The organism is Paenisporosarcina indica (genome assembly GCF_001939075.1).
GTDB classification, from domain to species: domain Bacteria; phylum Bacillota; class Bacilli; order Bacillales_A; family Planococcaceae; genus Paenisporosarcina; species Paenisporosarcina indica.
On record NZ_MPTA01000005.1, the window covers coordinates 18,124 to 41,179 of the forward strand.

Consider the following 23,056-nt stretch of genomic DNA (forward strand, 5'->3'; position numbering starts at 1 on the left):
TTACATCTTACGAAAATCTCAATCCATTATCAAATATTGTTGCCAGAAAAATAGTCGCTCCCCAAAAAGGAACGACTTTTGGATCGTGATTATGCAGTTACGTCTCTTCTAATGAATGACCAATAGCTGATAACCAAGAAAATCAGCACATATACAGCCAATACTGCGATTGAGAATGGCATGGAGATGCCTTGTATAAACATATTACCCGTGATATATCCTGTTAAATCTGTGTGTGTAAACAAAATATATTTAGTGAATTCAAATCGACTTAAAAAGAAAACGACATTTGGTCCCATAAACAATAGGAAGATCGATAACCCGATTGCCAGTGAACTTGAACGGAAGACACTGCCCATCATGAAAGCGAAAGTAGTGTAGATAAGAACCCCAACAAATTGCAGTCCGTAAAGTGTCAGCACACGACCCCAATAGGAGATTTCAACAACCGAGCCAGCTTTATACTCCAGTAGGCTGCCGCCACTTGAATCGTAGAATAAATACCCAGCAATAATGGTCGAAACAATTGCAACGACTATCAGGAATAACGCGAATAGGATCGACGTTAGATATTTAGACGTTAGAATTTTCCATCGCTTCACTGGTCTACTCAACAACATTTTGATGGTACCTTGAGAAAATTCCGTAGCTACTATGCTTGCTGCTGCAATGACCACGAACAATGTGACCATCGACAACATGCTATGTGAATTTACTACATAGGATTCCCTGCTGTTTGGATCTAACGGTGCACGATTGTTGTCTAAACGATATTCCGTGAGAGCAAGCTCTTCTTCTAAACTTTCTTTCTCTGCTTTTCCTATATTCGGATTAGATAGTTCAGCCTTTAACATCGCTTGATTTTCAGCCAGATTTTCTTCCCATGAATGAGTTTCTTCAGCCTGTTGCATGTTTGAAGTAGCCCATTTCATAATGCCGGCAATACCAATCAGCATGATGACTAAAATGATGGTCATAATCCAGGTAGCTTTTTTATGCCATAACTTCATCCATTCATTTCGTATGAGATTCAGCAATTTGGCCACCTCCGGTCATTTCTAAGAATTGGTCTTCCAGCGTTTTGCGATATGGTTGCACAGCAAATACTTGTATGTTTGCTTCTACCATTAAATGAATTAGTTCTGGAATTTTTTCTTGCTCTACTTTTGTAATAAAGCCTGCTCCACTAACTTCTAAAGACAATCCGCGGGCAGTAAGAAGTTCACGTGCTTGTTCGGCTGGTTGTGCTTCAATATAGTAATGAGCTTCTTCTACTTGATTCATTTCACGAATATCGATTAATTGACCATTTTGAATGACTGCAATCCGGTCACACATTAATTCAATTTCAGAAAGCAAATGACTGGAAACGAAGACCGATACGCCATCCTCAATTGCAATTTTACGTAAGTGCGCACGAAATTCACGGATGCCCGCAGGATCTAATCCATTGGTCGGTTCATCCAAAATCAAGAATTTCGGACGGTGTAATAGTGCTTGTGCTAACCCTAATCTTTGACGCATCCCAAGAGAATATTTCGATACTTTTTCATGAATACGGTTTTGCATGCCTACTTGTTCCACTACTTCTGTAATTCGTTCTTTTGTAACTGATTTGTTCATTCGTGCAAAGTGCAACAAGTTTTTCCAGCCTGACATATACTTGTACATTTCCGGATTTTCAACGATGACTCCGACTTTGCTCATCGTTTCTTCAAAGTGCTCTGTTACGGATTGGCCCTCCACAAAAACTTCCCCACTTGTCGGTCTCATTAATCCGGCCATCATGCGAATGGTTGTGGTTTTCCCCGCTCCATTTGGTCCCAAAAAGCCCGTAATTTGACCAGGGTATAATTGCAAATTCAAGTTATCGATAATTTTCTTTTTGCCAATGGTTTTAGACAATTGTCTAAGTTCAACGATTGGTTGTTTTTCCATATGTATCACCTTCCTTTTTCAGATTGACTATTTCCACATGGGAAACCTTCTATAATGATATTACGTTTATAATCTTAATTGGTTTCATTTTCCATTAAGATTTTCATGTTAATTTGTGTACTAGTTTAATAGACTACTCTTGAGTATTTACATCAATTCTTCTTATTAAACTTTAACTTGTAAACTAATCCATTGTTATCGTACATTTGCACCTTCATTTCATTCAAGATTTTCAGCTAATTTAACATATTTTATAATTTGGCTATGTTAAACCCTCCCGCAAAACAGCTCCGCAGTCTTGCTCAATATTAATAAATCAAAATCAACAATGAAATATAACATCGCTTAAATTTAATAGTATTTAATTGTCACAGTTTTTAGATTAAACTAATAAAAAGGATGTGTGATGATGATGATATCTGAATTTCCCGGGAAATACGGTTTGCATATGGAGTACCCTATCGGGGTGGTGCAGATTTCCAGAGGTATTGACGAAGTTGTCAGAGCGGCTAGCGTAATAAAGCTACCCATTTTTTTGTACGGCTATCAACAAGCAAAAGACTTACATGAACAAGTTAAAGTCACACCAGCTGATCTCGTTGATGGCGCTGGAGTTTTACAAGCTCTTGTTACTAAATCTCGATCTTTCACAGTACGAGATTTACATGCTTTAATGATTGTCGTGTCTGATAATACGGCAACCAATTTATTAATCAAGCACTATGGATTCCATCGTTTAAACAAATATTTACAACATATTGGCATGACGAAATCAGTATTGGGCCGGAAAATGAGAGATCAAATTGCTATTGATGAGGGACGTGACAATTTCATTTGTACACGCGACGTGGTGGCGTGTTTACGATCCATGGCAAGCTCGCCTTCATTTCACGACATGCTTCGCATTTTGGAAAAACAGCAATTTCAAGATAAAGTTCCTGCTGGTGTGAAAAATGAACAAGTGGTCTTCTTCAATAAAACAGGGGAACTAGATGATGTTGAACATGATGTTGGTTTTTTTGTTCATAAAGGACAAGTCGGGTTATTTGTTGGTTTAACTGAAGGTCCAAATGAACGAGGACGAGTTCTTCTACATGAATTCGGAAAAATGATTGGGAATTTATAAGTCATTTTGGAGATTTCGAAATGAACCACAAAAAAAGAACGAGACCAGGAAGGTTCGCTCTTTTAGGATTTAGGCAAGAATTGTTGATCCATGTTTCCGTCATTATAGTTATCACCAAACCAGGATTTCATTTTCTCATGAGCACGTTGTTTCGTTGGTTCATCAACATGAGACATCACTTGATAAAGGGCATACACGATTAAACTTGCATCGTCAGCTAGTCCGATCACTGGAATGAAATCAGGAATTAAATCAATTGGGAAGATTAAATAACCCAATGCACCAATGATCGTTAGTTTTGCTGATTTTGGGACTGCAGGATTTTGAGCTGTGTAATAGAGCAATAAACTGTAATACACACTCTTCTCGCCTGCTTTTTTACCGTATTTCAACAATTTATCCCAAAACTTATCATCCGAATAATGCATTTCAGAGCTTTCAATATTTTTCTGAGCATCTATCTCATTTAGTATATGTTTATATTTTTCTTCTTGTTTCGTCATGTGGATTCCTCCTTTTTCAACATTATGTCCTGTTAGGTAGAAGTTTGCAAACAATACTATCGAATATTGTCAATGAGTAATTGAACAATTAATAGTGCCGTGATTACTCGAAGAATAGGTTTGACGTACTGTGGTTTAATTTTTTCAGCAATGCGGACACCTAGTTGAGCACCTGTTATGGACCCAGCCATTAATGCGAGCGTTAGCGGCCAAATCACCACTCCTGAAGCGATATAGCTGATGGCTGCACCGAAACAACTTGAAAAAGTGGCAAGTCTCACTAATCCTACTGATTTTACGTAGGCAATATTCAGGAAACTGAACAAATAGAGCATAAGTGTACCTTGACCTGGACCAAATAAACCATCATAGATTCCGATTCCAAATAAACCACTTCCACTTAGAGGGGAAAGTTTTAGCGGCTCACTCCCAGAGAAATTACCTTTACCAATAAATGAGGTCAAGAAAGCAAAGGTTAGTAAGCATACGGCAATTATATATAAGTTTTCTGATGATAATTGCGAAGCGATAAACCCTCCGGTGACTCCTCCCCCTAAACTGATTGGGATGAGCCAAAACGATTCCTTGAGTGAGATTTGTTTCCGTTTATATAAGGTAAAGAAACTTGAGAATGAACTAATCGTGTTGGACACTTTATTTGCACCGATCGCTGAATGAATGGGCATGCCAAGTAATAACATCGTTGGTAAACTAATTAATCCGCCACCCCCTGCAAGTGTGCCTATGGTAGTAGCTGTTATGCCGATCAAAAACAACAGAAAATAATCCATTTTTCCACCCGTCTTTCTTGATTTCACGATGTCTAACAACAAGCATATACTTCTATTCTTGTTTATTGTACTTCGTGTCTCGAAATAAGAAAATGACGATGATATAATGATGTTCTATAAGAAAAACTTATGACAAGGAGACTCGCTCATGTTCAGTGGTTCAAAAATCCGCCTTACTGCAATGAGAAAAGAAGACTTACCAACTTATCGCTTATGGAATAGTATCGAATCATTTGGTCGTTACTATAATTCTTCGCCTATTCGCGAAGAATCCGAGAAAAATGCCAATGAATTAGTCGATTCTCATTCCGATCGCCATTTTCGATTTGCTATTCGCCCGCTTGACTCAGAGGAATTTTTAGGGATTTGTGCCATTGAGGATATCGTTTGGTCGCATCGAGTTGCTTGGGTTTCGATTGCTCTCGGACCACACTATCAAGGGAAGGGGTTTGGGAAAGAAACGATGCAACTGCTGGTAAATTATGCGTTCAACGAACTGAACCTACATCGGTTGCAGCTTACTGTCTTCAGCTATAACACAGGAGCCATTAAACTCTATGAATCCATTGGTTTCAAACACGAAGGTACGTATCGGGAGTTTTTACAACGCGATGGCAAGCGACATGACATGCACTTATATGGATTGCTAACTTCAGAAGTTGTTTTAATTTGAATTAAAAAAGGATGCCAACATAGCCGGCATCCTCCTTGTTATGTTTTGGAACAGGTAAAACGTAGAAATTGCTTTTGAACAATGGCTGTTACGGTTATTAAAAATACAAGAATCAATGTAATATGGATGACGCTAATCAGCCAATCCGGGAACGACAGCATCCCTATGTTGATTACATGGTTCAGCCATGTTATTACCAGAACGAGTCCTGTCAGACCCCCTAGTAAGATTCCAACGATTGCAGCTAACTGAATGAACGATAATTGCTTTATGTGTTTTCGTAGACGAATGATTTGAATGATGACAACAAAGAAGAAAAGAACGAGCGAAAGATTGCCAGAACCTATGTAAATTGAGTTCAAGATATATGCAATTAGAAAAACACTTAACAATACGTTTTGATACTTATCGATGTATGATAGCAAGATAATTCCTCTCCTTTGTAAGTATTACGTAAAACCTTCCGAAAAGTTTCATCTTTGGGAAAATTAGAGAAAATATTCCATTATTTTAGAAATGAGGATACACATGCTGACATTATATATAACGCGACATGGCCAAACACAATGGAATGTAGAATCACGCATGCAAGGCTGGGCAGATTCCCCCTTGACTGATATCGGAATGGCGGCTGCATCTCAATTGGGCAAACGTCTCCAAAGTGTGCCACTTGATGCTGTCTATAGCAGCACAAGCGGTCGCACGATCCATACAGCACAACTCATTATCGGCGAACGTGATCTTCCACTCATTCAAAAAGAGGATTTACGAGAAATACATGTAGGGGAATGGCAAGGAAAACTCACTGCAGATATCGAACAAGATTACGCGGAACAGCTAAAAATATATTATGAACGACCAAGTCAGTATAAATCAACCACAGGTGAAAATTTTCACACTCTGAAAGAACGCGTGTTGCGAGCAATTGACGAGATTGCCGCAGCTCATCCTAATGGCAACGTGCTGATTGTCACACATGGCGTCGTTAAAAAGTGTTTAATCAACCACTTTAGTGGTGCCGATCTGGAATTGTTGTGGGATCCCCCCTTCATTCATGGAACCAGTCTTACAGTGTTGGAAATCGACACCAATCGTCGGGAACTGACGATGGTTGGGGATATGTCTCATGCGGAAGAAGCGAAGGGGTCTGCTAACGTTCAGTGAAATAATTAAACCACCTTCCGTTATTGGATGGTGGTTTCTATTTTTCAGTCTATTCAAGACTCGAGATGGTCCCTTGATGAAACATCATTTGCCATCTTCCATTTATTAATTTCCATATTGAACTACGCAAAGTATGTTGGTTTTTGTTTTCATTAAAAATTCGGTATGTAGCTAACACGATCCCTTCAGACAATGGATGTATGTCAAAATCACTTAAAGTCATCTTGACCACACCTATTCCCTCTTCACCAATCATCACGTCTTTGTACAAGACCCTGCCTGAACTTCCAAACTCAAAGAAATCATCGGCAAGTAGTTGATTAAGCTCATTTTGAGAGGTGCGAATTTTGGGTGTTAACAATTTTTCTTCTAGTTGATATAACTGTTCTTTTAACGAATATCCACTTTCCATATTCATTCCCCTTTTTATGAATTCATTAGATATTTGGAATTTCTTTTAATCAACTCATCCATATGTGAGTCAATTCTTTGATTTCCCATTCTCCATCGATGAAATGAATGGTGCCTTCCACACCAATTGCCCCAAGTCCTGATCGATATTTTGACGCTTCAAAAAAGATTTCGTTATTTAATTTGAAATCAACTTTATCCAGTTTTAGAAGCACTCCATACAATTCTCCAGTATCGAGATCGGATAGCCCCTTTTCCTTTAGTTCTTCAAATGTAGCAATCATGACATCCACTCCATATTCTTTCTGAATGGTACTTACAATCTCCTCTTTTTCTTTTTCAGCCAAATCATTTATGTTGGTGAAATCTACCGCTATATAATCCATGTCATCATTTAGACCCGGATCTTCTTTCATGATTGAATTCAATGCAACGCTATAAATTTCCGTTACATGCTCTTGTGGATTTTCCCCATTGGTGCACGCGGAAAGCAGTAGAGCTAAAATGATAACAAAAGTAAAATTGATTATTCTCAATTGAATTCCCCCTTTTACTTTTAGACGAACTGAGCGATTAAATCGTTACTATTTTTATATCAATTTTAGTTGAATGCGTTTTTTTGACACAGATAATCCAGTTATAGTAATTTATTCGGCATCATCCCTATTATATTCGGCATAAACTGCTTATTAATCGGCATAATATTGAGTTTATTCGGCATAATGGCACTTTTAATCGGATTCATCCAATATTTACCACATTTAAAAAGGCGATGGCAGTTACGCCAACGCTTCGATTCTCAGAAATCAACTTTTGAATACAGATTGCATACCGGTTTGAGCATCAACCCGTGATATTTCTATTCAAAAGCCGCATACTCTGTGTCTTTTCCTGCTTTCTCCATTAATTCATCTAATTCACTCAATGTTTCAAAATGAGTTAACTCATCACTTTATGTATATTACCATTGTGTGGTTGTATCAGATCAAGCTTTGCGCCATGCTTTTTATAAAGTTTTACTACCTCACTAATCAGTTCATCTGACTCTTGAAGTGTATCAGGCATTAATTCAATATCTGGAATTCAGCGATAAGCCATGTACGCCTCTTTTATTCTTAACACTTTATTATATGAGTTTACGCTCTATGATTGATTGTACATAAAAAGAAGCGGCAGCCAATTGCTACCGCTCCTTGATTATTTTAGTTTCATTTGAATGCGTTGTTTCCGATGTTCTCGTCGTGCGGGACCCGTTTCAAACAGAAGCTTTTCGTTTTCTGTTTCGGGAATAATACCGGGAACAGGCATTGGTTTACCATCTTCAACGGCCACAAACGTTAGAAAGGATTCGGTTGTCAGCTTCGTTTCCCCTGTCAATAAGTTCATCGATTGCACACGTACATAGACTTCCATAGACGTACGTCCTGTAGAGCTTACGATTGCTTCCATTTCCAATACATCGCCTACGCGTGCAGATGATAAAAAGTCTACGGAATCGATTGAGGCTGTGACGGTGGGCATTTTGCAATGTTTCATTGCTGTAATAGCTCCAATTTCATCTATATACGATAATACCCGTCCCCCGAAAATAGTTCCGTGGTGGTTCGTATCTGGTGGTAATACTAAATGTGTTTGAATCGTTCGTGACTGACTCATAGGTACTTTGTTTGTCATGATTTTCTCTCCCTCATTCACGGTCATTCTAGAAGTGTATCATTGATTGAGTATAACCGCGCGTGCGGAAAGCATGCTCAAATCCGAAATGATTATTCCCCGTGCGGAATGAGAAGGAAAATTTAATTCAAAGTTCACTGGTACAAATGACAAGCAACAAAGTGACCAGGTTCTTGCTCTTTCCAAGCTGGTTTTCTTTGTGCGCATACATCCATAGCATGTGCACAACGTGTTCTAAACACACAGCCTGAAGGCGGATTGATCGGACTTGGCAATTCACCTTGTAATAAAATTCGTTCCCGTGATTCTTCAATATCCGGATCTGGAATCGGGATGGCAGATAATAGTGCCTGTGTGTAGGGATGTAGCGGATTTGCATATAACTCATCACTTGTCGTCAACTCAACCATATGCCCTAAATACATCACGCCGATTCGATCTGAAATGTATTTGACCATCGATAAATCATGTGCGATAAACAAGTAAGTTAATCCTTTTTCTTTCTGCAACTTTTGTAGAAGTTTTACCACTTGGGCTTGGACCGATACATCAAGCGCTGAGATCGGTTCATCGGCAATGATGAAATCTGGATCGAGTGCTAATGCACGGGCAATCCCAATCCGTTGGCGTTGCCCCCCTGAAAATTCATGAGGATAACGGTTTGCGTGATCGCGATTTAATCCAACATCTTCAAGTAGCTGATAAACACGACGTTGCATCGATTCTTTTTTCTTATGTAAGCCGTGCACTTCCATCGGTTCCGCAATGATTTCAAAAACTGTGGATCGTGGATTAAGTGATGCATACGGGTCTTGGAAAATCATTTGCATATTTCGTAAAAAGTTATACCGTTCTTTTTCACCCATTGCATGAACATTACTGCCATTGTACTTCACTTCACCATCCGTACTCGTGTACAAGCCCATTATTGTGCGACCAGCTGTTGATTTCCCACAGCCTGATTCCCCAACTAGACCGAATGTTTCTCCCTGATAAATATCAAAACTAATGCCATCTACTGCTTTTAATGTTTGATTTTTCCCTAAATCAAAATGACGTTTTAAGTCTTTTACTTCGAGTAATACTTGAGTGGTCATGACGCTTCCTCCTCTGTCCTTGCGTAGCGTCTTACCGCGCACAATTCGTCTACAAATTTTGTTCCCTCAAGGACGATAATTTCTACTGCTTGCCCTGTTGACGGCGAATGAATCATTTGCCCATTGCCTATATAAATACCAACGTGACGTACATTAGCAGAACCGATATTTGCAAAGAACAGTAAATCTCCAACTTGCCACTTACTTTGGTCAGCCTGATTTACTTCTCTTCCCTTTTCTGCTTGATCGCCAGCATCTCTAGGAATCAAATAGCCATGTGCTCTCAACATGTGATAACTAAAACCAGAACAGTCGTAGCCATAAGACGACATTCCTCCCCAGAAATAAGGAAGATCTAAAAATGTTGATGCACTTGCTACAACTTCTTTTCCAGTACGCTTGTCAAAAGCATTCACACCTGGTGCAAGTTCGAGATCTTCACTCTTGATTAGCACTTCTCCATGTGGTGTATATAAGGTTGTAAACTGAGCGTTATGATTGATGACCGGTAAAATGGTGTTGAATGGAACAACCAGCAGAGGTTTTTGGTCCGTCGTCCAAACTTGTACTTTATTTTGGAGAACTTTGGCATATCCGAGACCTGAAATCCGTTCGATTTCTTTTAATTGTGCAACCGGTACCCAACCAGGATAGCCACGCTCATCTTTTTTGGATGATTGCCATGTACAAATGACTTTGGCCCAATCACCCTTGATTTCGTCGATTAATACAGGCTCCCCATAAATCAATTGTGTTTGGACCCGGTTCCCATCACATAGATCGAGCAAGTCCTCAAACTTCGACGTTTCTAACCATTTTGTTACTCGAACTGGATTTTCTAATCCTGGTGTATCTAGTTCACGTGCTGACTCTGGTGACGTCCAAACCGTCGCGACCGCCACGGAGCAAACCCAAGTTGTGGATGACTGAACTGACATGTGATAATCCCCCTTACTCTTTGCCTTGTAATCGTTGATTCATTAAAGCTGTATGTATTCCCAGTCCAGGCTTAGTAGAAAATCGAATGTGTCTGCCATCATAGATCACTCCGCCTTCTACGATATCTTCTGCAAGAAGTAACGGTGCATCGAAATCAAAACGTGTCACGTTTGGTTGGCTCGCTGCAAAGTGTGCAGCAGCAGAGATCCCAAGTTTCGTTTCAATCATACTTCCCGTCATACATTCGACCCCATAGCTTTCTGCTAGCGCATTAATTTTCAAGGCCTTATAGATCCCGCCCGCCTTCATTAACTTGATGTTGATTAAATCAGCTGCACGGATTTGCAATACACGAAGGGCATCTTTAGGTGAAAATATACTTTCATCCGCCATGATTGGTGTGTGCGTATGAAGCGTAACATGTTGTAATCCTTCGATGTCCTGTGCTTTTACTGGTTGTTCAATTAGTTCAATATCAAGTCCTGCGTCTTCCATTTGCCCGATGGCACGAACTGCTTCTTTCGCTTCCCATCCTTGGTTGGCATCCAGTCGAAGTTTCGTGTCATATCCGATTTTTTCGCGAATGGCACGAATGCGTTCTACGTCCTTCGCGATATCATCGATGCCGACTTTGATTTTCAATACGTTAAATCCATTCGCTACATAGCCTGCCGCATCGTCAGCCATTTCAATGGCGTCGTTGACACTGACCGTGAAATCGGTCTCTATGGTATCTCGATAACCCCCAAGTAACGTGACTAGTGGTAACCCGGCAAGTTGACCTAGCAAATCATGCAGTGCCATATCAATCGCCGCTTTTGCACTTGTATTTCCGACCATGGAGCGATGCAGTTTTTGGAACACTCGCTCCGGATGTCGTAAATCCAACCCTAGAAGTTGAGGTCCAATAACTTGATCGACGGCAAATTCAATACTCCCTAGTGAATCACCTGTAATGACGTGCGTCGGTGGCGCTTCTCCCCAGCCTACATAGCCATCTTCAGTGATCACTTTCACGAATATAGATTCTGCAAGCGTCACGGTGCGAAGTGCTGTTTTAAAAGGTTTCGTTAGTGGAACCGCAACCGAAAAGGTTTCAATTGAGTGTAGAATCATGGTCGTTTCCCCCTCCGTTTAGTTAACGCCTGGTAAAATTGTGAGCGACTTCGAATCGCCGTCTAGTCGGGCTTCCGTACCTAGTGGAACCGCGAAGTGTGGTTCACAATGTCCAATTTTAAATCCTGCAACTACTGGCTTTCCTAAGTCCCCTAAGTAATGCTGCAATACTTCATCGAGCGTTAACGTGGTTTTTCGTTTTTTCGGTTCAGCTCGTGCGAAATCACCGACAACGATTCCTGTTGCTTCTTGTAATTTCCCAGCCAATCGCAATTGATTCAACATACTATCCACTTTGTAAGGCTCTTCATCCACATCCTCAATTAATAACAGCTTACCTCGTGTATCAATTTCATATTTCGAGCCAAGTGCACTAACGAGAAGCGATAAATTTCCACCTACTAATTCACCTTGGGCTACCCCACCGGTAATTGTCGTCAAAGTGGATATGTCTTCTGTATAGTGAAGTTCAATCGGTTCAAACAATTGTCCAAACATACGAGCCGATAATTCATGGAACGTTTCTTTTCCGACATCGGACGCTAACATTGGTCCATGGAAAGTGACGACATTTGCAAATTGACCAATCGTCGTGTGTAAAAACGTAATATCGCTGTAGCCCCACAAGATCTTCGGTTGTTCCGCCATTAATTGAAAATCGATGCGGTCAGAATAACGTCCTGCTCCGTACCCACCTCCAGCACAGATGATGCCTTTGACATCCGGATCTGCCAGCATATCGTGCAAATCCTCTAATCTTTCATCATCAGTTCCCGCTAAATAGCCATGAACTTTTTCTACATGTTTGCCCATTTTGACCTTCAGTCCTAATTGTTCAATAAATGCCAGCGATCGTTGTAGATTTTCTAAGTTTGGTGGACTCGATGGGGCGATAATTCCAATGGTGTCCCCTTTTTGTAATCTTTGTGGTCTAATTCGCATATGTGATAGTCCTCTCTTCTACTGTTTTTAAAACAAGTTACAGAGATAAGTATAACTTCTTTTAAAAACAGAAGGGTGCGGCGTCCAATTAGACGCCGCAACTTCTTATTTTTTATCTGCCCATTTCAAGTCCAAGTAACCAACAGGATGATGTACGATTCCTGATACATTTGGTTTTTGTAATGATACTTGGTTATAGAAGTGGATTGGGAAAATCGGCATTTCTTCAAACAGTACTTTCTCAGCATCCATTAGGTACTGCCAACGTGCAGCAGCATCAGTTTCTGCTTTTGCGTCAGTAATTAACTTGTCAAATTCAGCATTTGACCACCCTGTACGGTTCATCGAAGAACCAGTAATAAAGCTTTCAATTGCGTTCACTGGATCTGCATAGTCATGCAAGAATGAAGAACGTGATAATTGATATTTCAATGCTTTTTGTTCTGAACTGAATACACTTGCTTCCACGTTTTGAAGTTTCACTTCCACTCCAAGTGCAGCTTTATATCCAGCTTGTAGAGCCACTGCAATATTTTGGTGTGTATCTGAAGTCGAGTAAGTCAATGTTACTTCAGGAAGTTTATCCCAGCCTTCTTCAGCCATTCCTTCTTCTAACAATTTCTTCGCTTCTGCAGCGTTAAATTCAACTAGGTCACCGACTGCGTCACGGAAATCTTTACCGTCTGGACCCGTGAAACCGTATGCTACGAAACCTTTTGCTGGTTTTTCGCCGTTTTTCGTTACGAATTCAACGATTTCTTCTTGGTTTACAGCCATAGCGAATGCTTTACGAACTTTAGCATTTGTAAAAGGTTCCATCGTTGTGTTGAAACGGTAGAAGTAAGTTCCTGCTTGGTCTTCAACTTGTACTTCATCACTATCCATTAATGTTTCAGAAAGCTCAGCAGGTACATCAGATACATCCAAGTCATTTGATTGATACATTTGGTACTCTGTATTCGAATCGTTTACCATTGCCCATTCCACTTTGTCGAGTTTTACAGTGTCTGCATCCCAGTACTCAGGGTTTTTTTCGAATACCATTTTCACATCATGTTCCCATGAAGTTAATTTGAACGGTCCGTTCCCTACGAATGAATCTGCTTCAGTGAACCATTCTGCATTTGCAGTTGCCACTTTTTCATTAACCGGGAAGAAACTTGGATTCGTAATAATATTTAAGAATGCATCATTTGGTGCTGTAAGTTTTACTTCAAATGTTTTTTCGTCTACTGCTTTCATCGCTACATCTTCTATTGCACCTTCACCCGTGTTGAATGCTTCTGCACCTTCAATAAAGTAACCTAGGAATGCAGCTGGTGAAGCAGTGTTTGGATCTAACATACGTGTCCAGCCATATACGAAGTCACCTGCAGTAACAGGTTCCCCATTTGACCAATTTGCATCTTCACGGATGTTGAATGTATACGTTAAACCATCTTCAGAAACGTCGATTGATTCAGCTGTTGCTTCTTGTGGTAGGTGGTCCTCACCTAAACGAGTTAACCCTTCCATCAAGTTGTTTAATGAGTTCCATGAAACTGCATCAAAACCGATTGATGGATCAAAAGATGTTGGTTCTTCGCCGTTATTTAAATGCAATACTTTCTCTTCTGCCACTACTTCTTTGTCATCGCCTTTGTCAGCTGGCTTTTCTCCCGCGTCTTCTTTAGCCGTACATGCTGTCAGTACGAGAACGAATAATGCTGCTAGTAAAAACAAGTACCACTTCTTCATACGTTTTCCCCCTAGGTTTGTTGTTAATACTGTATGATAATGCGCATTTTGCGCGGCTATCCTATTTCTGTGTAGTCGTTAACATTGCTTGTGCACGTTCATCTTGCAACCAACAATCTACGCGATGCGTAAAAGATTTATTCGTCGTTTCTGGATGTACATGATCACATACTTCCATCGCAAACGGACAGCGAGCTGTGAATGGACACCCTTTTGGTGGCGCAAATAAATCAGGTGGTGTCCCTTCAATTGGTTGAAGTTCTTCTCCGACCAAATCAAGTCGTGGCACCGAATTCAACAATCCTTGTGTGTAAGGGTGTTGAGGTGTGTAGAAAATCTCCCGTTTGGTGCCGATCTCAATAATTTTCCCTGCATACATAACGGCAATGCGGTCTGCTATTTTCGCAACTACCCCTAAATCATGGGTAATCAGTACAATTGAGACGCCCGTCTTTATTTGTATTTCTTCAAATAGCTCCAGAATTTGTGCTTGAATGGTTACGTCGAGTGCCGTTGTAGGCTCATCTGCAATCAGCAATTCCGGTTCACATATAAGTGCGATGGCAATCACAATTCGTTGACGCATCCCACCGGAAAATTGATGAGGGAATTGCTTTAAACGTTCTTGTGGATTCGGAATTCCTACTAATCTCAGCATCGCAATGGCTTTTTCTTTTGCCTCCGCTTTGCTGGAATTTGTATGCGTTCGAACTCCTTCCATCAACTGTTCCCCAATGGTTAACGTTGGATTAAGCGCTGTCATTGGATCTTGGAAAATCATCGAAATGTCAACACCTTGAACTTTGCGAAGTTGCTTTTTATTCATCTTTGTCAGTTCTAAATCTTTGAACATGACTTTGCCGTCTGAAATATTCCCTGGCGGCTGTGGGATCAGCCCCATAATGGCATTTGATGTCACGGATTTCCCGCAACCCGATTCACCCACGATTGCGAGAGTTTCTCCTTTACGAAGGTCAAAGGACACGCCACGAACGGCTTGTACACTTCCTCCATACGTTTTAAATGACACATGCAGATTATCTACAGACAAAATGATTTCATCGGAAACGACTTTCTTTTTTTCATTTTCGTTGTATCAATAGTTGCTGCCGCTTGTTGATTGCGACCAACTTCTTGTCGTTTTTCTTTCGCCAATTCATGGGCATGATCTAGTTGATGTTCATTCAAAAGTGTCACCCCCTTAACTTCGGATCGAGCGCATCTTGTAGTCCGTCACCAAGGACGTTAAATGCGAACATGGTAAATGAAATAAAGAACGCCGGGAAGAATAGTCGCCACCAATGTCCTGATAAAATAACCGGTAAAGCATCACTAGCCATTACACCCCAACTTGCAAATGGTGCTTGAATTCCGAGTCCAAGGAAACTTAAGAAAGCTTCGGCGAAAATGGCACTTGGCACGGTTAATGTCATTTGAACAATGATTGGTCCCATTGTATTTGGCAATAAATTTCGTCGTATAATTCTTGGCGTTTTTGCACCGAATGACTTCGACGCGGTCACAAACTCATAGTTCTTAATTTGCAGTACTTGTCCGCGTACAATTCGCGCCATCCCAACCCATCCCGTTACGGTCAAGGCCACGATGATCGTTGTTAAACTTGGTCCCATTACTACCATCAGTAAAATAACCACTAATAAATGTGGCAAGCCATAAAGTACTTCAATGATCCGCATCATTACTGTGTCCGTGCGTCCACCTTTATACCCGCTAAATCCACCGTAAATGATACCAATAAAGAAATCGATAAGAGCTGCTGCCAGAGCGACGAATAAAGAAATACGTGCTCCGTACCAGGTACGTGTAAAGACGTCTCGTCCCATTTCATCCGTTCCAAACCAATGCTCCGATGAAGGACTTTGATTTTGATTCGGCAAGTTCATATCGTCCACTGCGTGAGGCGAGAAAATCGGACCAAATATCGCCATAATGGCAAGTAGTCCCAAGAAGACAAGACCAGTCATAGCTAATTTGTTTTTGCGTAAGCGGCGCCATGCATCTTTCCAGTAGGAAAGTGATGGACGGACAACTGCTTCCGCTTCAACTAAATCTTTCTCTTTTTTGCGAAACCATTCGTCTGGAACCGTTTTGGGTGACACGTTGGTTTGTTCGTGGTGAATTGTCATCACGCATCCCCCGCTTTCTTATGCAATTTAATACGAGGATCCAAGAATCCATAAACAATATCTACAAGGAATAACATGAATACTAGGAATGAACTATAAAACACGGTTGTTCCCATAATGACTGGGTAATCTCGGTTATTTATTCCTTCCACGAAGTATTTCCCCATCCCTGGAATCGCGAAAATCTTCTCGATGACGAAAGTTCCCGTCAGGATTCCGGCTAACATCGTGCCCATAATTGTCACGACAGGCATTAACGCATTTCGCAGAGCATGTCTTACGACGATACGGAATGGGGATAAACCTTTCGCTCTCGCCATTTTTATGTAATCTTGCGTCAATACTTCCAGCATCGATGATCGTGTCAAACGTGCGATGATTGCCATCGGGCCAGTCGCGAGGGCGAGCACAGGTAATACCATGTGCATCGGGCTTGACCAAGTTGCAGGCGGGAAAATATTATAATCTACCGCTAGTTTTTGAATGAGTAGTGTCGCAAGGACAAAGTTCGGTACCGAAATCCCGACGACCGCAAATGTCATGGCAAAATAGTCAATAAAGCCATTATGTTTAAGGGCTGCAAACGTCCCAAGTATAATCCCGGACAAAACTGCTACCAAAATCGTCGTCAACCCTAGTTCGAGAGAGATTGGGAATCCACGTGCCAGTAACTCATTAACCGTTTCATTCGGTTTTTTTATCGATGGACCAAAATCAAAGGTCACAATTGATTTTAAGTAATTCACGTATTGAACCGGTAATGGCTCATCCAATTTATAGAATTTCTCAAGATTGGCTTGAATGGCCTCATTCGTTGTACGTTCTTCGTTGAATGGTGAGCCAGGAATTGAGTGCATTAAAATAAACGTTAATGTCGCGATAATCAAGATGGTTACAAGCATCATCAAGAAACGCTTGATGGTATAAGAGAACATTTTGTGTTGCCCCCTAACAGAACGTCGTTTGCATCGCTAGTTCTATTTCAACCAGCATCGCTCGGTACGCTTCCAAAATATCTTTTGCTTCAAATTTCACAATCGTTGTCCCTGGTTCAATTTCACAACCAGGCATAAGCGCTGCCCATTCGGCTTGGCCATAGTTCGTAAACTCAATACGTAACGTCGGGTTTTCTGGGGGAACCAGTGGTTTTACTAAATGACGATTATCGACCGCTTTTTGAACTTGTTCAGTTAATAAGGCGCGCGATTTTGTTGGATGCATGGTCTTTACGGCTTGTCGCGTAATTGATTCCTTCACTGCCACTGTCGTTACGTTTGGAATCAGTGCTTCTGCTTCACGGCACGCACCATCGTCACCGGCAACCATAATGACCGGCACGCCGAAATGACCTGCTACATAAGCATTCAGGCCTAATTCTCCTACTTCCACGTCGTTTATGTACATATTACGCACTCCAAAAATCATCGAATGACTCATAACTCCTGGCTGACCTGCACGTGAATGATACCCTGCAAAAATCGCTCCATCAAAACTTTCATCGAGCGACTGCACCATGGAATAAGGTTTTACCCCTCCCGTTATGAGCATCGCTTCGGGATTTAGTTCTTCCACAAGTAAGTTATTCATTTTCGAATGACTATCATTTACAAGAATATCTTTTGCCCCTTTTTTAAGAAGTCCTTCAATAATGGCATTTGCTTCATTCGTCATGATACGACGGGCACGTTCATAGTTGTGTTGGTTCGAATCTACGAAAGTGTGATCCGGTAAACCCGTAATCCCTTCCATATCGACCGAGATAAAAAATTTCATATTCGTGATGTCCCCCTCATATCTTGGTTCATGCATCTATCTAGGCTATGAATTACAACCTATAATTATTAAACACTATCAAATTATTTGCAATATTTCAATATCATAATATTAGTCCTTTTCTTTTTTCGAGAGAGTGTAGGAGTTGTTTGTAGTGCATTGGGGGAAATTTATGCTCGTCATCATTAAAAAAGAGGATTCATAATAGGTTGACTTTTTAATATCTGTGTAATACGATGGGAACAACTTTTTTGTTCGGGATACAGGCAGAAGGTGTCGGGAGCGACATCGCCGGTGAGAACACCAAGAGTTGAGTTGAGCATAGTTGAGAAAAATCTATGACAAAGATTAGTAGCACAAGCTTCGTCTTTCTAGAGAGTCAGCGGGTGGTGGAAGCTGATAGACAACTTGTTGTGAATGGCCTTTGGAGAGTTTCCCAGAATGTAAGTAAGGGAAAACGTGTGATCTACGTTACAGGTCCTAAAGTGAGAGCGAGCAATTGGCTTTTAATTTGAGGTGGCACCACGGTCATTCCGTCCTCTGTACATGAACTTTTTCTGTTCATGTACAGGGGACTTTTTTGTTTTCCGGAGACGATTGAGCAGAGCAGAGGAGAGATTAAGATGGTACACACCAAACCATTTAAAACCGCAAGAATCACATTGAATGGTGACACCTTGTCACCCGTAGCCATTTTTAAACGCTTGCAAGGAAATCGTAAGTTTCTACTTGAAAGTTCCTTAAAACATGAGGCATCCGGTCGCTATTCTTTTATCGGTGCAAATCCCGTAAAGGAATTTCGCGGTTTAGCGACTGAACTAGTTGAAACCTCTTTCTTAACTGGTGAAACAACTAAGTACAGTGGCAAACCCATTGAACTGTTAAAAAAGTTACTCCCCTCTGTAGTAGACATGGACGATTTTCCATTCATGGGCGGTGCGGTCGGCTATATCGGCTACGACACAATCGCACTGTACGAAAACATTGGTCTTGCTTTACCAGATGACCGAGTTATGCCTGATCTTCATTTGCTTGTTTACGAAACCATCGTCATTTATGACCATCTAAAACAAGATGTCACGATCCTGCATACGGGAAATACCCCGAACAACATGGTAGAAATCGAGCTGCAATTAGCTATAAAGGAATGTGAAGACGTGTCTATTCAAGCATCACATCCCTTTATTTCCAATATGACGAAACAAACGTTTATCGAAAACGTAAAGCGTGCAAAAGAACAGATTGTGAATGGTGAGATTTTTCAAGTGGTTTTATCCCAACGCTTACAAACGCCCTATGAAGGAAGTCCCTTTGCTTTGTATCGCAAACTAAGAAAGGAAAATCCATCCCCATATATGTTCTATGTTGATTTCGATGAACACGTAGTACTCGGAGCTTCTCCTGAAAGTCTGCTAAGCATTCAAGGAAATCAAGTCACCACAAATCCGATTGCTGGAACGAGAAGACGGGGCAAATCACCAGCGGAAGATGCGATGCTTGAAAAAGAATTACTTTCTGATCCAAAAGAAATTGCCGAACATCGGATGTTAGTGGATTTAGGCAGAAATGACTTAGGTCACATTTGTGAAATTGGCAGCATTCATTTAACAAAATACATGGAGGTTGAAAAGTATCAACATGTGATGCATATCGTTTCGGAAGTGGCTGGTACGTTAAAGGCCGACCACCACCCCCTCGATGCATTAGTTGCTTGTTTACCAGCCGGCACGGTTTCTGGCGCTCCCAAAATTCGAGCGATGCAAATCATCCAGGAGCTGGAAAATGTGAAACGTGGTGTTTATGCAGGGGCGGTCGGCTATATCGGGTTTAACGGAAACATCGATACTGCTTTAGCCATTCGAACAATCGTCGTCAAAGACCGTATGGCATATGTTCAAGCCGGGGCTGGAATTGTGTATGATTCCGTTCCGGAAGCTGAATACGAAGAAATTCTGCACAAAACGCAGTCATTGCTCGAGGTGTTGTCATGATCTTACTACTGGATCACTACGATTCTTTTACCTATAACTTGTATCAAAGTCTTTCCATCCTTGGACAAGACGTTGAAGTTGTTCGTTACGATAAAATATCGATTGAAGAAATTTGCCAGATGAATCCAACAGCCATTGTATTATCACCCGGACCTGGCTCACCTCATGATAAAGAAAATTCTTTATCTATCATTCAAGAGTTTCATCAAACAGTTCCGATGTTGGGTGTTTGTTTGGGACATCAGCTTCTGGGTGTGGCGTTTGGTGGAAAGATGGAACGAGCGTCACTTGTGATGCATGGGAAGGTTTCTGCTGTTCGTCATACACATGCAGGGATGTTTGCTTACTTGCCACAACCTATAGCGGTTATGCGCTATCACTCGCTCGTGCTAGCGGAACTGCCATTATGTTTCGAACCTACTGCCATCTCAATGGACGATCAAAGCATTATGGCAATGCAACATATCGAATACCCGCTTTATGGCGTGCAATTTCATCCGGAATCCATAGGGACGCCGAATGGAGACAAAATTTTGCAAGCATTTTTGACAGATATAGCTTAGCCAGAGGAATTTCAGACAGACTTAGTTGAGGAGAGATGAGATGAGAAAATTTACAGAGAGTGTTCGTGCAGGAATTTCATTGACGTACCAAGAGATGAGAGAAGCAACGAACATGATGTTTTCAGATGAGATTACAGAAGTAGACATTGCCTACTTCTTAACTGCCCTATCGATGAAAGGCGAAACAACAGAAGAAATTACCGCTTTAGTAGAAGTTCTTAGGGAACATGCAATTAAAATTCCATTGTCCACCCCCGTCGTCTTTGATAATTGCGGGACCGGTGGAGATGGTTCACACAGTTTTAACATCAGTACCACTGCTTCTTTTGTATTGGCAGGTGCTGGATTGAAGATAGTTAAAAACGGGAACCGAGGGATCTCCAGTCGAACAGGAAGTTCTGATGTTCTGGAAGAGCTCGGAATCGCATTAGATTTTCAACCTGACGAAGTAGACGAAATGCTCGGGCAAACAAATATCGCCTTTTTATTTGCACCACATGTCCATCCCAAAATGAAACGAATTCAAGGCGTTCGAAAATCGTTAGGAACACCAACCATTTTCAATATGATCGGTCCTTTAACAAACCCTGCACCCTTAACCACGCAATTGATTGGGGTATATCGACAAGACAAACTCATGAACTTAGCAGCGGTCTTACACCGCTTAGGTCGAAAACGGGCAGTCGTTTTAACTGGAGCTGGCGGGATGGATGAAGCATCTCTGGCAGGAGAAAACCACCTCGTGCTTATGAATCGGGGTGAATGTATTCCATTTACATTAGATGCTCAAGACGTGGGTTTATCTTCCGCCCCCTTAGACGCTATTCGTGGAGGGGATGCCAAAGTAAATGCCGACATACTAAAAAGCGTTTTACGAGGAGAAGCTTCTCCTTACTTAGATACAGTCTTATTAAATGCAGGCATCGGATTATTTACCGCAGGCATGACATCCACCATTCAGCAAGGTGTACATTTATCTCGAAAAAGTATTGAGAGCGGTCAAGCTCTGCATGTTTTGGAATCGGTTGTTACCTATAGTCAAAACCGAAAACAACTGGAGGGCACGCTATGACAATTTTATCGGAAATTTTACAGGTGAAAAAACGGGAAGTTGCCGATTTACTAAGTCAGCCAACTCCCTATACATCAACATTAACAGCCATTGATAAACCTTCCTTATTTGAGCGCTTGACTAACGCGAAGCATTTACATGTCATTGCTGAAATCAAGCGGGCTTCCCCTTCGAAAGGGGTAATTGAAGGAAATATCAACCCAATCCATCAAGCATTGGCTTATGAACAGGCTGGGGCTGCTGCCATATCCGTTTTAACCGATCAACAATTTTTCAATGGAACCATGCAAGATTTACAGGCTGTATCAGCCATAGTCAATCTTCCCGTTCTATGTAAGGATTTTATGATTCATCAAGCACAAATTGATCGTGCCAAGGAATATGGTGCATCCATTATTTTATTGATTGTCGCTGCAATGGATCAAGAAACCTTACAACAATTATTTGACTATGCCACCTGTCTAGATTTGGAGGTCTTGGTTGAAGTCCATGACGTGGATGAATTGCAACGTGCCTTATCAATCGGTGCCCAACTCATTGGGGTCAATAACCGGAACTTAAAAACCTTTACCGTTGATTTAACCAAAACCGAAGAAATTGCCGCACACTTCCCTTTTCATGAAAAACGAGTATTAATCAGTGAAAGTGGAATTGTTAGCACGTCAGATGCTTCATTTGTCGCACAGTTTGGCGCAAGTGCCATTCTTGTTGGAGAAACATTGATGCGAAGTGAACATGTGGAGGAAACATTGAGTTCATTACATGTGAAACGCGGTGAAATGCGATGACCAAAGTTAAAATTTGTGGGTTGATGGAACGTGAACACGTACTGAATGCCATCGAATCAGGTGCTGATGCGATCGGTTTTGTCTTTGCGAATAGCAGACGTCAAGTAACTGTTGAACAAGCAAAGGCACTAGCCACAGCCGTTCCAAATGGAATTTTGAAAATTGGTGTCTTTGTTAACGAAACCCGTGAAGAAGTCGAACGCATTGCAAGAGAAGTTCCTCTTGATATGGTTCAGCTCCATGGTGATGAGAATCAGGATTATGTGCGTGGTATTTCCCTTCCCACAATCAAAGCCCTGTCGATTACGAATGAAGAAGATGTGCAAAAGGCATCAACATATGAAGTCGATTACTATTTATTCGATGCACCCGGTGATGAGTTTCGTGGTGGTTCTGGAAACTCTTTTGACTGGAGCTTGCTACAAAAGGTAAATATCCCTATTAACAAAGTGATTCTTGCGGGTGGACTGAATGTGAACAATATAAGTGAAGCAATTCATATCGTAAAGCCCTATATGGTTGATGTATCAAGCGGAGTTGAGACAGAGAATAGAAAAGATGCAGGTAAAATTCGGGCATTTATAAATACAGTTCGAGAAGAGGAGAGATAA

26 protein-coding genes and 1 other annotated feature are annotated in these 23,056 nt (G+C 41.1%); of the genes, 8 read left to right on the forward strand and 18 right to left on the reverse strand.

Features of this window, described 5'->3' with window-relative positions:
- Positions 1 to 89 precede the first annotated feature (89 nt).
- On the reverse strand, positions 90 to 1,037 hold the full coding sequence (locus GY23_RS12320) for an ABC transporter permease (RefSeq protein ID WP_075619523.1): 948 nt from the start codon (positions 1,035 to 1,037) through the stop codon (positions 90 to 92).
- Complete coding sequence (locus GY23_RS12325; RefSeq protein WP_075619524.1) at positions 1,015 to 1,938, reverse strand: ABC transporter ATP-binding protein; 924 nt, start codon at positions 1,936 to 1,938, stop codon at positions 1,015 to 1,017. The genes GY23_RS12320 and GY23_RS12325 overlap by 23 nt, the downstream gene beginning before the upstream one ends.
- A 409-nt stretch (positions 1,939 to 2,347) precedes the next feature.
- On the opposite strand from GY23_RS12325, the gene GY23_RS12330 reads away from it, so the two are divergent.
- Positions 2,348 to 3,064 carry a serine hydrolase gene (locus GY23_RS12330; RefSeq protein WP_075619525.1) on the forward strand — a complete coding sequence of 239 codons (717 nt, stop codon included), beginning with the start codon at positions 2,348 to 2,350 and terminating at the stop codon, positions 3,062 to 3,064.
- A 62-nt stretch (positions 3,065 to 3,126) separates the two neighbouring features.
- Here GY23_RS12330 and GY23_RS12335 read toward each other — a convergent pair whose 3' ends face one another.
- A complete protein-coding gene (locus GY23_RS12335) occupies positions 3,127 to 3,567 on the reverse strand; it encodes a YkvA family protein (RefSeq protein ID WP_084544128.1) in 441 nt (146 codons plus the stop codon).
- A 56-nt stretch (positions 3,568 to 3,623) separates the two neighbouring features.
- Positions 3,624 to 4,358, reverse strand: coding sequence for a sulfite exporter TauE/SafE family protein (locus GY23_RS12340; protein WP_075619721.1), 735 nt, complete (start codon positions 4,356 to 4,358; stop codon positions 3,624 to 3,626).
- Between the two features lie 148 nt (positions 4,359 to 4,506).
- Between GY23_RS12340 and GY23_RS12345 the strand changes: the two genes are divergently transcribed.
- A complete protein-coding gene (locus GY23_RS12345; RefSeq protein ID WP_075619526.1) occupies positions 4,507 to 5,031 on the forward strand; it encodes a GNAT family N-acetyltransferase in 525 nt (174 codons plus the stop codon).
- 38 nt (positions 5,032 to 5,069) lie between these two features.
- On the opposite strand, the gene GY23_RS12350 is transcribed toward GY23_RS12345, so the two are convergent.
- Complete coding sequence (locus tag GY23_RS12350) at positions 5,070 to 5,456, reverse strand: hypothetical protein (RefSeq protein WP_075619527.1); 387 nt, start codon at positions 5,454 to 5,456, stop codon at positions 5,070 to 5,072.
- 103 nt (positions 5,457 to 5,559) lie between these two features.
- On the opposite strand from GY23_RS12350, the gene GY23_RS12355 reads away from it, so the two are divergent.
- Positions 5,560 to 6,195 (forward strand): histidine phosphatase family protein, encoded by a 636-nt coding sequence (locus tag GY23_RS12355; protein ID WP_075619528.1) that lies wholly within the window; start codon positions 5,560 to 5,562, stop codon positions 6,193 to 6,195.
- Between the two features lie 49 nt (positions 6,196 to 6,244).
- On the opposite strand, the gene GY23_RS12360 is transcribed toward GY23_RS12355, so the two are convergent.
- The 13 genes from GY23_RS12360 to GY23_RS12415 form a co-directional block, all read right to left on the reverse strand.
- Entirely contained in the window at positions 6,245 to 6,607 is a 363-nt protein-coding gene (locus GY23_RS12360) for a nuclear transport factor 2 family protein (RefSeq protein ID WP_075619529.1), read from the reverse strand.
- 49 nt (positions 6,608 to 6,656) lie between these two features.
- Positions 6,657 to 7,142, reverse strand: coding sequence for a peptide ABC transporter substrate-binding protein (locus GY23_RS12365; RefSeq protein ID WP_075619530.1), 486 nt, complete (start codon positions 7,140 to 7,142; stop codon positions 6,657 to 6,659).
- 661 nt (positions 7,143 to 7,803) lie between these two features.
- Complete coding sequence (locus GY23_RS12370; protein WP_075619531.1) at positions 7,804 to 8,280, reverse strand: acyl-CoA thioesterase; 477 nt, start codon at positions 8,278 to 8,280, stop codon at positions 7,804 to 7,806.
- 134 nt (positions 8,281 to 8,414) lie between these two features.
- Entirely contained in the window at positions 8,415 to 9,377 is a 963-nt protein-coding gene (locus GY23_RS12375; RefSeq protein WP_075619532.1) for an ABC transporter ATP-binding protein, read from the reverse strand.
- Positions 9,374 to 10,315, reverse strand: a complete 942-nt coding sequence (locus GY23_RS12380; RefSeq protein ID WP_075619533.1) for a C40 family peptidase — start codon at positions 10,313 to 10,315, stop codon at positions 9,374 to 9,376. The genes GY23_RS12375 and GY23_RS12380 overlap by 4 nt, the downstream gene beginning before the upstream one ends.
- 13 nt (positions 10,316 to 10,328) lie before the next feature.
- Positions 10,329 to 11,432, reverse strand: a complete 1,104-nt coding sequence (locus tag GY23_RS12385; RefSeq protein WP_075619534.1) for a mandelate racemase/muconate lactonizing enzyme family protein — start codon at positions 11,430 to 11,432, stop codon at positions 10,329 to 10,331.
- A gap of 18 nt (positions 11,433 to 11,450) precedes the next feature.
- Positions 11,451 to 12,374 (reverse strand): S66 peptidase family protein, encoded by a 924-nt coding sequence (locus tag GY23_RS12390; RefSeq protein WP_075619535.1) that lies wholly within the window; start codon positions 12,372 to 12,374, stop codon positions 11,451 to 11,453.
- Between the two features lie 105 nt (positions 12,375 to 12,479).
- Entirely contained in the window at positions 12,480 to 14,111 is a 1,632-nt protein-coding gene (locus GY23_RS12395) for a peptide ABC transporter substrate-binding protein (RefSeq protein ID WP_075619536.1), read from the reverse strand.
- A gap of 61 nt (positions 14,112 to 14,172) precedes the next feature.
- The gene (locus GY23_RS12400) at positions 14,173 to 15,165 is read right to left on the reverse strand and encodes an ABC transporter ATP-binding protein (protein ID WP_281251502.1); all 993 of its coding nucleotides are present in this window, start codon (positions 15,163 to 15,165) and stop codon (positions 14,173 to 14,175) included.
- Positions 15,153 to 15,299 carry a hypothetical protein gene (locus tag GY23_RS18290; RefSeq protein WP_161487601.1) on the reverse strand — a complete coding sequence of 49 codons (147 nt, stop codon included), beginning with the start codon at positions 15,297 to 15,299 and terminating at the stop codon, positions 15,153 to 15,155. Before GY23_RS18290 ends, GY23_RS12400 begins: the two co-directional genes overlap by 13 nt.
- 5 nt (positions 15,300 to 15,304) lie before the next feature.
- A complete protein-coding gene (locus GY23_RS12405) occupies positions 15,305 to 16,258 on the reverse strand; it encodes an ABC transporter permease (protein WP_075619538.1) in 954 nt (317 codons plus the stop codon).
- The gene (locus GY23_RS12410) at positions 16,258 to 17,193 is read right to left on the reverse strand and encodes an ABC transporter permease (protein WP_075619539.1); all 936 of its coding nucleotides are present in this window, start codon (positions 17,191 to 17,193) and stop codon (positions 16,258 to 16,260) included. Before GY23_RS12410 ends, GY23_RS12405 begins: the two co-directional genes overlap by 1 nt.
- A 13-nt stretch (positions 17,194 to 17,206) precedes the next feature.
- Positions 17,207 to 18,031 (reverse strand): M55 family metallopeptidase, encoded by an 825-nt coding sequence (locus GY23_RS12415; RefSeq protein ID WP_075619540.1) that lies wholly within the window; start codon positions 18,029 to 18,031, stop codon positions 17,207 to 17,209.
- A 329-nt stretch (positions 18,032 to 18,360) separates the two neighbouring features.
- Positions 18,361 to 18,575: a binding site (T-box leader), on the forward strand.
- Positions 18,576 to 18,654: 79 nt separating this feature from the next.
- On the opposite strand from GY23_RS12415, the gene trpE reads away from it, so the two are divergent.
- Genes trpE through GY23_RS12440 form a run of 5 tightly spaced genes read left to right on the forward strand, consistent with a single transcriptional unit; the run spans position 18,655 to position 23,056 of the window.
- Positions 18,655 to 20,022, forward strand: coding sequence for an anthranilate synthase component I (gene trpE / locus GY23_RS12420; protein WP_075619541.1), 1,368 nt, complete (start codon positions 18,655 to 18,657; stop codon positions 20,020 to 20,022).
- Positions 20,019 to 20,585 (forward strand): anthranilate synthase component II, encoded by a 567-nt coding sequence (locus tag GY23_RS12425; protein ID WP_075619542.1) that lies wholly within the window; start codon positions 20,019 to 20,021, stop codon positions 20,583 to 20,585. The genes trpE and GY23_RS12425 overlap by 4 nt, the downstream gene beginning before the upstream one ends.
- Positions 20,586 to 20,625: 40 nt before the next feature.
- A complete protein-coding gene (gene trpD, locus GY23_RS12430; protein ID WP_075619543.1) occupies positions 20,626 to 21,657 on the forward strand; it encodes an anthranilate phosphoribosyltransferase in 1,032 nt (343 codons plus the stop codon).
- Positions 21,654 to 22,445 carry an indole-3-glycerol phosphate synthase TrpC gene (trpC, locus tag GY23_RS12435; RefSeq protein WP_075619544.1) on the forward strand — a complete coding sequence of 264 codons (792 nt, stop codon included), beginning with the start codon at positions 21,654 to 21,656 and terminating at the stop codon, positions 22,443 to 22,445. Before trpD ends, trpC begins: the two co-directional genes overlap by 4 nt.
- Positions 22,442 to 23,056, forward strand: coding sequence for a phosphoribosylanthranilate isomerase (locus GY23_RS12440; RefSeq protein WP_075619545.1), 615 nt, complete (start codon positions 22,442 to 22,444; stop codon positions 23,054 to 23,056). The genes trpC and GY23_RS12440 overlap by 4 nt, the downstream gene beginning before the upstream one ends.